Genomic DNA, 12,642 nt, shown 5'->3' with positions numbered 1-12,642 from the left:
TCTATTATTAATGATGTCCACCATGATTTCCTGCTTTCGGTTTCCCCATCATCTCTTTATTCATTTCCCATTTATGCTCTGCTAGCTCTTTATACGAAAGAACTTTCCCCTTATAGTTAGATACAAAGCTCTCTGCATCTTTTTTATTTTTAAATGAAATGACATTATAAGCCATCGGTGTCGTTATTGTTTTATCATATACGTAAGTAGCGTCTTCTAACGAAATCCAATCTTTCGAATCATAATCTCGAACAAATTTCTCTTTCGTCTTTTCATCTGAGTTGATCTCCATCCATTTATACATACAACCGATATCATCAAACTTTAACGCTTTTCCATTTTCTAAAATAATTTCTGTTGCAAATTGATTATCTGTTACCCCAATTTGACAAATATCACATTTATCATGTTTCTCATCAATGGCAACAGCTGCTGTTTCCTTTTTCCCACACCCGACTACTGTAAATATGAAACATAAACATATAGCAAGTACAACATATTTTACTTTCATCAATATTCCTCCCTAGAAACCGTATACTTCACGAAAAGAATACCAAAAGGTTGTGTGAGATTTGTGAAAAAACAATGTGCTTTTTGTAATATAGGAAACAAAAAAAGATGTGTAGTTATTTCTACACATCTCTCATCACTCGCAGCCTGTAATTAACAAATCATCTTCTAACTTAACTAATAATGTATCCGCACTAATTTCCTGTCCAACTTCTACATTTACCAATCTTATATTTCCACTAATCCCGACTGCAATTTTTTTTAGCTCACCGTCATTTTTTCGGATCATCAGTAATTTTTCCCATTCATATACGTAAGAAGATTCATTAATAAAAATCTCCTCTACTTTTCCTTCATAAGAGCTATAAATCTCTTCAATTCTCGTTTTCATATAACATCTACTCCCTATTTCACACTTCACTATTTTCATCTTATTCTACCATTCTTACGAGGAGCAGCTTACTTTTTAAAAATTCAAATTAACTACCGTGAACAAAATGAACAAAATAAAAATTATGCTTCTAATGATGTTATTTTTCAAATTATTTACCATTTGAATAGATGCTTTTATTATAAATAAAAAACCTTTTTCTGAATTTTTATTCTATTTTGAAAGCGCAATCATTCTTTTGAGGGGGAAATTACATGTTAGCACTACTTGGATTTGCGATGGTATTTGTCTTTATGTTTTTAATTATGACGAAACGTATGTCAGCGCTAGTAGCATTAATATTAATTCCGAGTGTTTTTGCATTAATTGGCGGATTCTATGCCAATATGGGGCCTATGATGTTAGAGGGAATTCAAAAATTAGCACCTACTGGTATTATGCTTATGTTCGCTATTTTATATTTTGGGATTATGATTGATAGCGGTTTATTTGATCCTGTCATTAGTAAGATTTTAAAATTTGTAAAAGGAGATCCTTTAAAAATCGTTGTCGGAACGGCTATATTGACTATTATCGTTTCTTTAGATGGTGATGGTACAACAACATACATGATTACAGTTTCTGCAATGTATCCACTATATAAGCGCCTTGGAATGAATCCACTCATATTAGCTGGAGTTGTTATGTTAGGAGCGGGAGTAACAAATCTTACACCTTGGGGTGGACCCACAGCTCGTGTTATGAGCGCACTTGGACTTGAGGCTTCCGAATTATTTACACCTCTTATTCCAGGAATGATTGCTGGTGCAATTTGGGTTGTTTTCGTTGCCTACTATCTTGGAAAAAAAGAAAGAAAACGTTTAGGAATTATGGATGTACAGTATTTAAAACAAATGCAAACAATGGATGAGCAAGCTGCAACTGTCGAAGCAGCAGTGCATAAACGCCCTAAACTTCTATGGATTAACTTTTTATTAACCGCCACATTACTTGTCTGTCTCATACTAGAAGTTATGCCGTTACCTGTTTTATTTACAGTCGCTTTTGCTATTGCTGTTATGATTAACTATCCAAACTTAGAGCAACAGAAAGAACGTATTGCTTCTCATGCAGGGAATGTATTAGCAGTTGTTTCTCTCGTATTTGCTGCCGGTATTTTCACTGGTATTTTATCTGGAACAAAAATGGTAGATGCAATGGCTAACAGTGTAGTAACTCTTATACCAGATGCACTTGGACCACAACTACCAATTATTACAGCACTTCTCAGTATGCCATTCACATTTTTCATGTCTAATGATGCATTTTACTTCGGGGTATTACCTATTTTGACGAAAGCTGCTGCTACTTACGGAATTAGTGCAGCTGAAATGGGACGCGCTTCCTTACTTGGGCAACCCGTTCACTTATTAAGTCCTCTTGTCGCTTCCACTTATTTATTGGTCGGAATGGCCAAAGTTGATTTCGGTGAACATCAACGCTTCACTTTATTGTGGGCCGTTGGAACGACAATGGTTATGTTAATTACCGGAATTGTAATTGGGATTATTCCAATATAAGATGCAAAAAAACAGTAGAAGAAATAAAATCCTCTACTGTTTTTTATTATGAAGAAGCAAGAAAATAACGTCTCTCCGGTCTCCCAACACTTCCATATATTAGCTCTGCGTGGACTTTCTTCCCAGATATCAAATACTCTAAATAGCGCCTTGCCGTTGATCGGCTTACTCCAATCATTGAGCTTAACATTTCTGCTGTAATCCCTTCTTCATTAACTGTTAACATATGCTTTTTTACTTTCGCTAAAGTATAAGGATCTATCCCTTTCGGGGCATATTCTATTTGATCTCCCTTCACACCTCTTTGAGACCATAAATATTCAATTTGTTCCGTAGATAATTGATTGTTCTTCTTTAACTGTATAATCTTTTTTTGATAGCCTTCTAGACTTGCTTTAAATCGATCAAACATTAGTGGCTTTACGATATAATCTGTTACTCCGCCCCGCAGGGCGTGCCTCACTACATCTGTTTCCGATGCCGCTGTAATCATAATGATATCTGTATCGTGCAAATGATTCCTAATATATGTGACAAGTTCCGTTCCCTGCATATCAGGTAAGTACACATCTAATAACACGAGCTGTGGCTTCACAAGCTCTAGCCATTCTTTCGCTTGTTCTCCAGTCGTTGCCGTTCCAATTACTTTAAATCCCTCAATTTTTTCAGTAAAACGACGATGAATGTCAGCAATCCGAATATCATCTTCTACAATTAATACTTCAATCTCCTCACCCATTACTATTCGCCTCTCTCTTTCGGTAGTGCAATAATAAATAATGCACCACCTAAATCCCCTTTTTCAATTGCAATACTTCCATTTAAATCTTCTACTAACTCTTTCACTTTTGCTAATCCATATCCTCGCTCTCCTCCTTCTTTCGTCGAAAAGCCTTTATAGAATATGCTAGTAATTATTTCATCATGAATCCCTTGCCCTGAATCTTCCACTTCAATTAATATTTCTTCTCCAATATCAGTTACAAACATCCTTACTTTCCTATCATTCTCTTCATTTTTTTCAATTGCTTCAAATGCATTCGTAATTAAATTCCCTAAAATAGAAACGACATAATTACTCTCAATATGTGGACTTAATTTGTCTAAACCACTTTCTCTATCTAGCATAAAATCAATCTTCAACTCTCGTGCTCTATTATAAAATCCAATTAAAATTCCACCTAGCCATGGATTTTGAATCCGCTTCATAATAAATTGAACAAAATCTTGATATACCGCTGTTTCCTTATGAATAAGCTCTAAAGCATCTTCATATGATTCTAATTGGATAAGACCCGAAAGCGTATACAATAAATTATTATATTCATGCGTTTGCGCCCGCAATGCCTCTGTATATTGCTTCGTCTGGGACAATTCTGCTGTTAACTGATCCATTTCAGATTTCAAACGTAAGCTCGATACAACGCCAGTTACTTTATTCTTTACTTTAATAGGTAGACGGTTCGCAATAACAGCCTGTCCTTTTATATTTAATTGGCGGTCAAACTGTTCTTCACCAGTTTGAAGTACATCTAGTATCGTTGAATTAGGAATTACATTTAAAATAAATTCCCCAATAATATTTTGTTGTTTATTTAGCGAAAGAATATCATAAGCTGCTTGATTGACTAAACTAATCATGCCATTTTTATCGATTACAATAATCCCTTCACGTACAGATTGAATCACTGTACTATGCTCTTCATATAAAGATGAAATTTCTTCTGGCTCCATCCCGAACATCATTCTTTTTATACTTCCCGCTAAATATATAGAGCCGATTACCCCAATTAAAAGACCTATTACTGTAATCCAAAATACACGCTTTCCATACACTTCTACTGCTCCATGAATATCAGCCATTGAAAACCCAACAGACACCACACCGATAATTTCATTTTCCTGGTTACGGATTGGGACTTTCCCACGCAATGAAGGGCCTAACGATCCATTAGCTTTCGAAACATAAGATTTCCCTTCTAATAAAACGCCTTTATTATCTCCGCCAACCATTTTTTCTCCTATTTTATCTCGCTCAGGATGCGCATAACGAATCCCCTCTTTGTTTCCAACTACAATAAAGTCAGCTTCTGTATCAATTCGAATTTTTTCTGCGATTGGCTGAATAATAGAAGCTGGATTTTCTTTTTGAAAAGCTTCCTGAATTTCTGGTATCGCAGCAACTGTTTTCGCAACATGCAAGGCCCTTTTACCAATTTGCTCTTCTACTGTTTCAGATAATATGTAAAAAAATAAATAACTTGTTAGCAAAAGTACAACAAGAATAAGTGTACTAATAGTTAATGTAATTCTCGGTTGTAGTTTTAATTTTTTCAATGTCAAAACCATTCCCCTAACATAATTAAAGATAGAATTTAAAGAAAATACAGTTTTTTATTATCATAACACGCTTACTATATATTTCTTTCTTTTTTATCTTCATAAAAAAAGAAACGAAGCATAAGCACTACTTCGTTTCTTAACAGTTTATTATTATATTTTAAACTTACCAATCATCTCTTGTAATTCTTCTGCCATTTGTGATAAATGAACTGCTGCTGCATTTATTTCATCTACTGAAGCTAATTGTTCCTCAGAGGAACCAGCAATATTTTGAACGCTTGCCGCATTTTCTTCAATCGTAGCTGCAATTTCATTAATAGATGCACTTACTTGCTTTGCATCTACCGTCATTTGTTTTGCTACATCTACCATGCTATCAATTTGTACAACTGTATCATTTGTAGACTTCAATATTTCGGCAAAGCTTTGCTTCGTTTCATTTGCAACTACAAGTCCTGATTGTACTTCTGTTCCAACTTGATTCATAGAGCTTACTGTTTCTTTTATATCAAATTGAATCTCTTTCACTAGTTTTCCAATTTCCGTAGAAGACTTTCCTGATTGTTCTGCTAGCTTTCGCACTTCATCTGCTACAATTGCAAATCCTCTTCCTTGCTCTCCAGCTCTCGCAGCCTCAATTGCCGCATTTAACGCTAATAAATTTGTCTGTTCTGCAATATGTTGAATCACTTCAAGAATTGCTCCAATTTGTTTCGACTTATCGTCTAACAAACCAATGATTTTGTCTGACTGTGAAACAGAATCATGAATTAATTGCATTTGATTCACAGTTTTTTCAACTAACGTCCCACCATTTTCAGCTTTTTTCTTCGTATACATAGAGGCTGTAGATACTAATGAAGAACTATCTGCAACACGCTGAATTCCTTCTGTAACTTCTTCTAACAATGTTGCTCCTTCTTCAACTTCTTTCGTTTGTATTTCTGCACCACTCGATACTTGCTCTATCGCCTGTGTAATTTGTTCCGTTGCTTCGCTTGTCTGCTTCATACTAGCTGTTAATTCTTCTGAAGATGCTGCTACATGACTTGCTGAAATGTTTATATTGGAAATGACACTATGTAACGATGTAGCCATCTCGTTAAAGCTTTCTCCTAGCTGTCCAATTTCATCTTTAGAATGAACTGTAATTGATTCTGTTAAATCGCCTTCACTAATCTTCTTCGATGATATAACAAGTTGTTTTAACGGTTTAATAATAGACGCAATAATGAAGTAAATTACAATCCCACCGATTAGTAGCGAAAATCCAAGAACAGTTATTGTTTTATAGAAAATAGGTTCAGCCGCTTCGATAATTTCTTTGGAAGGCATAATTCCTGCTATTTTCCATCCAGTTTTCTTATTCGTTTTAAAAGTGATATTACGATCTTCACCATCTAACGAATAATGAACATCCCCAGCTTCCTGTTTATACAATTCTTTACTAAGTTTCTCTTCTAATTTCTCTCCTGGCTTCAGTGTCGGGTGCGCTACTACATTTTTATCTTGATCAAATATTGCTACATACCCTTCCTTACCGATATTAACCATCTTGGAAGTAGTAACAATATCATTAATGATTAAGTCAATCCCAAGAACGCCACTTTTATCCTCATTTTGTTTTGCTAGTGTAATAACAATATTACCTGTCGTTTTTGACTTATATGGAGCAGTTACAATTACTTCTCCGCTTTTCTTCACTGCCTCTTTATACCAATCTCTTTCTGTAGGATTATATCCATCTGGCATCTGAATAGTTGGTGATTGAATAAACTGTCCATTACTAGATCCTGTATAGATTGCTTCCATTTCTGGATGCAGTTTATTGTATTCTTCTAGTTTATTTTGTATGTTTTGAATTTGATCTGCTTGGTAACTTGATTGTGTGAATAATTTTGTAAAATAAGTTGCATCTATTTTTTTACTATCCAATTCTTTATTAATTACATTATCCAAAATTTTTATATTATCTTTCGCCGAGTTCAAAATCGTTTCATTAAAATTCGTCTTCGCCTGTTGATAAGACGTCCAACCAATTACAATACTTGGAAGAATTAAAATAATAATAAATGATACAAGTAACTTTGTTTTTAAACTACTACTCCTTAATTTCCCTTGAAACATACTTCTACCCCTCCATACCGTTTTAAATGTAATTAATTAACATTTAATCTTTCTATAAAAATAATACAATTTAAATGTATCGATGAGACTCTCTATCTTTTTCTACATCATAAAGAATTGATACATACCTTTTTCATTCTATATAAATTAAATAATTAAAACAATATATAAAAATGTATATTATTCGAAATATTATAATTCACTGAAGAACCTCTAGTATCTCACTTACTAGAGGTTCCTCCCGCTTTACTATTCTTTATCTTTTTCTACTTCTTTTTTCGCATCTTCTACTACAGATACAACAGATTTATCGTTTGATAATTGTTGTACTGCTCCTTTTCCAGCAAATCCTTCTAATAACTCTTTTAAATCAATGCCAGAAGAAGCTTTTAATGTTTCTTGCATCGTTGCCATTAAATCAGTCGCATAACCTGCAACTTTTCCGGCGCCGCTATTTTTACCACCGCCACCTGTATCGACAACTGTAATTTTATCAATGTTGCTAAGTGGGCTTGCAACTTCCTTCGCATAACTTGGAAGCATGTTAAGAACCATATCCATAATCGCCGCTTGGCCATATAACTCAAATGCCTCTGCAATTTTTTGTTTCGCTTCCGCTTCTGCTAAACCTTTTAATCTGATAACATCTGCTTCCGCTGTACCTTGTGCTTTTTGTACTTCTGCTTTTGCTTGACCTTGCGCTTTTTCGATTTCCGCCTTCGCTAAACCTTCTACACGAACTTCTTCTGCACGTGCTCTTGCTTCCGCTTCAATTTTATATTGATCTGCATCTGCTTTTTTCATTTGTTTTACTTTTTCCGCTTCTGCTGATTGTTCAACAGCATAGCGATCTGCATCTGCCTTTTTCTTTACTTCTGCATCATATTGCTTTTCACGACGCGCAATCTCTTTTTCTTCTAATTCAATTTGCTTTTCACGTTCAATGATTTTAACGCGCATTTGCTCTTCTGTAACACCTTGTTGCGCTTTTGCTTGTTGTAATTCATAGGAAAGATCTGCATCTGCGCGAGCTTGTTCTTGATCTCTCTTATAAGATTGTACTTTTAACTCTTTATGTTTTTCAGCTTCAGCGATTTGTGCATCACGTTGATACTCAGCTTCTTTTGCTTCTTTCTCAGCACGAGCTTTTTCAATTCGTGCCTCTTTTTCACGCTCTGCATTTGCAACTGTTGCATCACGCTTAACCATCGCAATTTGTGGCTGACCAAGTGCATCTAAGTAACCGTTCTTATCCATGATTTCTTTAATTGTAAAGGAAACGATGCGAAGTCCCATCTTCTTTAAATCTGTAGAAGCTACTTCATGTACCTTTTGAGCGAATTGCTCTCTATTACTATAGGCATCTTCTACTGTCATAGAAGATAAAATAGCACGTAGATGACCTTCTAAAACTTCTTTTGCTTCTATTTTCAACTCTTCTGTTTCTTTTCCTAAATATTGTTCAGCTGCTGTAGAAACTTCTTCAATGGTAGATCCTACTTTAATAATAGAAACACCATTTACTGTAATCGGTACACCTTGTTTCGTATACGTATCACGTGTTCCCACTTCTAATTTGTAGTTTAATAGACTTAAAGGCTCTGCTCTTTGCATAATCGGAACTACAAAAGTACCGCCACCACGAATAATCTTAATCTTCTTTCCATCATCAGTGGTAACTACATTTTTCCCGCCACCAAGCCAGTTTCCAGTAACAATTAATGCTTCATCTGGTCCAACTGTTCGATACTTTGTAATGAATACTAAAATGAGTAGAATTAAAATTGCGAGTAATACTCCACCGATAATTAATGGAATCGTCATGTAAATTCCCCCTTATAATTTTGGTTTCTTTAAAGAATAAGCGATGTTCTGTACAAGTAAAACACCATCTTGGACTCCCTCGATAATAACCTCTGTTCCTTGCGAAATATCTTTCTTTCCAACTGTTTTAGCTAGGATTGCATTGTTTCCAAATTGGGAGGAAATTAATACTTCACCAAACCCTTCTGTAGGAATAGTCGTAATGACCTCTCCTTTGCAACCGATGAATTCATCCATACGTTGCACCGTGTTTTGTTCTGCTTCTGCAATCGGTTTTAAAATTAGTATTTTCATGATGAATACACCGATAAAAGATATAGCAAATGCAGCCCCAAAAATAAGAATACTATTAAAGGAAAATAAATATTCTCCTATATAACTAAGTCCACATAACATGGCGAAAAAACTAAGTAATAAAGTAACAACGGATACAGATCCGCCTCCAAAACTAAATATGGATTCAAATATATCTCCAAAAAAGATATAAATTACAGTGAGTATAGTAGCAATAATAAATCCATATAAATAAATTGTTTCAAGTGGATAACCAAACAAAGCCATTTCTTATCCCCCTCTCTTAAACAATCCCTTTTTTGTTATGTGTATGCCCCACCTCTTTCAAAGATTATCGTTCTAAATTTTCAGTTATTTACCCTTTAAAGAAAAGCCTGTAAGACAGGCCTCTAAAAAAGAACAGGAGAAACCTATTGTGACAGGCTCCTCCTAGAAAATAACCGATATATTATATATCTATATAATATACTATTTTCCACAAAAAGTAAAGTTAAACATACATTGGAAAAGTACTTATTTTACTGACAATTCGTATGTTCCATCGCCATTATCATATTTATATACATACAAGTAATACTTACCTGGTTTTGCATTAAATTTTGCTTCTATATGATTCCCATTAGCTTGACCGTAAGCCGCATAATTTTGCATATCTGATTCATGGTGAAGTACCCATGTCATCCCAATTCCATACTCATTTAAAACAGAAATGTCGATATCTTTCGCTGATGCTACATTAAATGTATAAACATCAGTGTGGTCCCCGCCAATAAGATTACCTTTTATCGTACTATTTAGCCGGATACGATTTGCTTCCTCTGGACGATTATTTGGTTCTGATTCTGTTAAACTTCCATCTTTAATCGTAACAGTTGTTTCGCTTCTGCTCTCTTTTCCTTTATCATCTTTTACTCTTAACGATACTTTATAAGAACCTTCTCTTTCATATACATGTACTGGATTCACTTCTGCACTTGTGCTTCCATCTCCAAATTCCCATAAATAAGAAACAATTTTTCCATCTTCATCGTTTGAGCCATCACTTTTAAATTGAATTCCCTCTTTTACAACTCCATTATAAGGCCCGTTTACATTAACCGTCGGAGCTTTATTTTCTCCATCATCTTTTGCGATTCCATGGAAGACTACATCATATTCAAATTCATTTGAGCTATTCACACGATAATTGACGAAGTATGCTGTAACAGTTTTGTAGCCACTCCATTCTTTTTGCGCCAATTGTTCTAAAGATTCATTTACTCTTTTACTCATTGCTTTCCAATCTTCTGATTCACCTTTTGTGACACTACCTGTATACGTACCTTCTAATGTAAATGTATTAAAGAATTGAGAATTATGTTTTGTCATTTTTGTATCTTTCATAGGCAACGTATCACTAATTTCTTTCTTCACCGCTGTTAACGACTTCGTTGCATGTTCAGCTAAATAATCATCTGCTACTTCCGGTACATTATATTTATCTTGATTATCAATTAACTGCTGCATATACTCTTGATACTCTTTATTTAACTTAGGATCTTTACTTAGATTTTCACGATATGCATCATAATTTTTCACGTCATTCGCACGAATTAAATCTTGAATTTTATCAAATGTTTCAAACTGATGCGTATATAAGTAAGACTGCAATGCGAACGAGTAATTATAGAAATCCCAAGAACCGTATTTAGCAAATAGTGTGCGCTCTGCAGTATAACGGCTTGCCGGATCAGATGATAATCCGCTAATTATACTCTTTCTTGGTACAACGTTATTCGTACGAGTAGAGCCTGCGAAAAACTCTGCATTTCCTTCTTGGAACCAAGTTAACCTTTCATTTTGATACATATCTCCTCTTCCAAATAAACCAGGAACTTCATATCTCCCTTGCAGATAATGAGTAAATTCATGACGGAATAACTCTTCTAAACTATAAATACTTTGCTCTGGTGTACGCTCATATGTAAAGAATGTTCCTGTTTCTTCGATATAAATTCCACCGTTGTTTGTTTCATACCCATACAATTGTCTATTTAACTGATATTCATCTGGACTATTATAAATTACGATTGTTAACACATCATCCGCATTTCCTGGCTCTAATGCTTTGTCATTTCCAATTACACGGTGATACTGTGCCTTTACTTCCTTCGCAGCCCAATATAATCTCTTAATTTTTTCTTCTGATACTTTATCTCCTGTTTTGAACACAATTGATCCATCATCGAATGTATACGTTTTTGGTAAGTACTGCTCTTTTCCTTCTTTACGTATTTTCTCTAAATCTACTGTATTCCCGCTATAATCTTTACCATTATAATTTGTTGTAATTTGTTCTATCGCAACAAAATATGGTTCACTTAAGTGTGGGTACATATGCATTGCTTGTGTAACAACCTCTAATCCTTTATTCGGATTGCTATGAAATTTCCCTAAACGGCTTGCAAAATAAATACCATTATTAACGAGCCATTTATTTTCTGACGTTACTTCATTTAAAAGAGCAATACGATTTATTTCATTAATAAACCCATCTACTTTTCCATACCACATCGTTTCATTCGCTTCTTTACGGGCCTCAACTAAATACGACTGTATATCATAGTCAATCCCTTGCATAATATCGTATATTGCTTGTCCCTTCATTCGATCATTTACATAAGTAGTAAAATTATCATTGTATTGCTTTAAAATATTTGATGCGTATTGAACTGTTTCAACATCACTTGATGCATTACTAATTAATTTTCCGTATGCAGATACGACTGTATCTTGTTCATCTGTACCAAGCTTAAAGTTTGGATTTTTTGCGATTGCTTTTAAAGCAGGTAAACATTTATCCTGGAAGCTTCTTTCATTTAATTCACTTAATTCGTTATTATAAAATGCCAGATAAAAAGCGGAACGCAACACTTCAGTAAACGTTTGAATTCCTTTTGAATCATCTTTCGTAAATGTACTACCTCTATGAGCTAATTCATCTATAATGACTTGCATTTTTCCTTTATCTTTATAAAAGGCCTTTGTGTCTTCATTAAACTGGAATAAATCTGTAATTTGGTGCCACTTAATACTGCCTAATGTTTCAACTAATTCTTGATCATTCATTTTGTTTAAATCAGCCATTGAATAGCTTTCTTTAACTTGCTTTACTGCCGTTTTCTTCGTAATAGATGCTGGTCGCTGTGAAAAATCGCCTACTTTTAAACGTTCTTGAAATGATAAGGTTTCATCAACTTTTGAAACATGCCCAACTTCATCTACTGGCTTTTCAATTCCAACCGGTTTCGTTTTTAGCACATTATACGGTACTTTTTCTTCCGCTACTGCATGAGTTTGAAGTGCCCCTAACGATAAAGCCATTGTACTAATGCTAAGCATCACTTTATTGATCTTTGATTTCTTGTTCATATCCTTGCCCCCTATTTTAATATTCCATTCAAGAATTTAACATAAAATCTGGATGTAACAATATAAAATGCAATATTTCATATTATTTCTTCCTATAATTTGTACATATCGTGAACACCCTTTCCTTTATCTAACCTCCGCTGATTATGAACTTATAACAATCAAAATTCCCTTTTACAAATA

Annotated in this window: 9 protein-coding genes; 1 reads left to right on the top strand and 8 read right to left on the bottom strand. The window is 34.4% G+C overall.

Features of this window, described 5'->3' with window-relative positions; all coding sequences use genetic code 11:
- Positions 1-7 precede the first annotated feature (7 nt).
- On the bottom strand, positions 8-511 hold the full coding sequence (locus NZ044_RS03110) for a nitrous oxide reductase accessory protein NosL (protein ID WP_000865661.1): 504 nt from the start codon (positions 509-511) through the stop codon (positions 8-10).
- 135 nt (positions 512-646) lie between these two features.
- Positions 647-901: a hypothetical protein gene (locus NZ044_RS03105; protein ID WP_000857376.1), complete on the bottom strand. Its 255-nt coding sequence runs from the start codon at positions 899-901 to the stop codon at positions 647-649.
- A 254-nt stretch (positions 902-1,155) separates the two neighbouring features.
- Between NZ044_RS03105 and NZ044_RS03100 the strand changes: the two genes are divergently transcribed.
- The gene (locus NZ044_RS03100; RefSeq protein WP_000880474.1) at positions 1,156-2,460 is read left to right on the top strand and encodes a CitMHS family transporter; all 1,305 of its coding nucleotides are present in this window, start codon (positions 1,156-1,158) and stop codon (positions 2,458-2,460) included.
- Positions 2,461-2,506: 46 nt separating this feature from the next.
- On the opposite strand, the gene NZ044_RS03095 is transcribed toward NZ044_RS03100, so the two are convergent.
- The 6 genes from NZ044_RS03095 to colA all read right to left on the bottom strand — a co-directional run bounded on the left by NZ044_RS03095 (position 2,507) and on the right by colA (position 12,459).
- Complete coding sequence (locus tag NZ044_RS03095; protein ID WP_000503468.1) at positions 2,507-3,199, bottom strand: response regulator; 693 nt, start codon at positions 3,197-3,199, stop codon at positions 2,507-2,509.
- A gap of 2 nt (positions 3,200-3,201) precedes the next feature.
- Positions 3,202-4,809: an ATP-binding protein gene (locus NZ044_RS03090; RefSeq protein WP_003255872.1), complete on the bottom strand. Its 1,608-nt coding sequence runs from the start codon at positions 4,807-4,809 to the stop codon at positions 3,202-3,204.
- Between the two features lie 144 nt (positions 4,810-4,953).
- The gene (locus NZ044_RS03085) at positions 4,954-6,930 is read right to left on the bottom strand and encodes a methyl-accepting chemotaxis protein (protein ID WP_063674872.1); all 1,977 of its coding nucleotides are present in this window, start codon (positions 6,928-6,930) and stop codon (positions 4,954-4,956) included.
- A gap of 249 nt (positions 6,931-7,179) precedes the next feature.
- On the bottom strand, positions 7,180-8,754 hold the full coding sequence (locus NZ044_RS03080; RefSeq protein WP_000154997.1) for a flotillin family protein: 1,575 nt from the start codon (positions 8,752-8,754) through the stop codon (positions 7,180-7,182).
- A 12-nt stretch (positions 8,755-8,766) separates the two neighbouring features.
- A complete protein-coding gene (locus tag NZ044_RS03075) occupies positions 8,767-9,315 on the bottom strand; it encodes an NfeD family protein (protein ID WP_001173143.1) in 549 nt (182 codons plus the stop codon).
- A 246-nt stretch (positions 9,316-9,561) separates the two neighbouring features.
- Entirely contained in the window at positions 9,562-12,459 is a 2,898-nt protein-coding gene (gene colA, locus NZ044_RS03070) for a collagenase ColA (protein ID WP_098425616.1), read from the bottom strand.
- Positions 12,460-12,642: the final 183 nt, after the last annotated feature.

Source organism: Bacillus sp. FSL K6-1338 (assembly GCF_038006965.1).
Taxonomy (GTDB): domain Bacteria; phylum Bacillota; class Bacilli; order Bacillales; family Bacillaceae_G; genus Bacillus_A; species Bacillus_A thuringiensis_S.
Note: the sequence above shows the minus strand (reverse complement) of the source record. Positions and strands in the feature narration are given on the sequence as shown.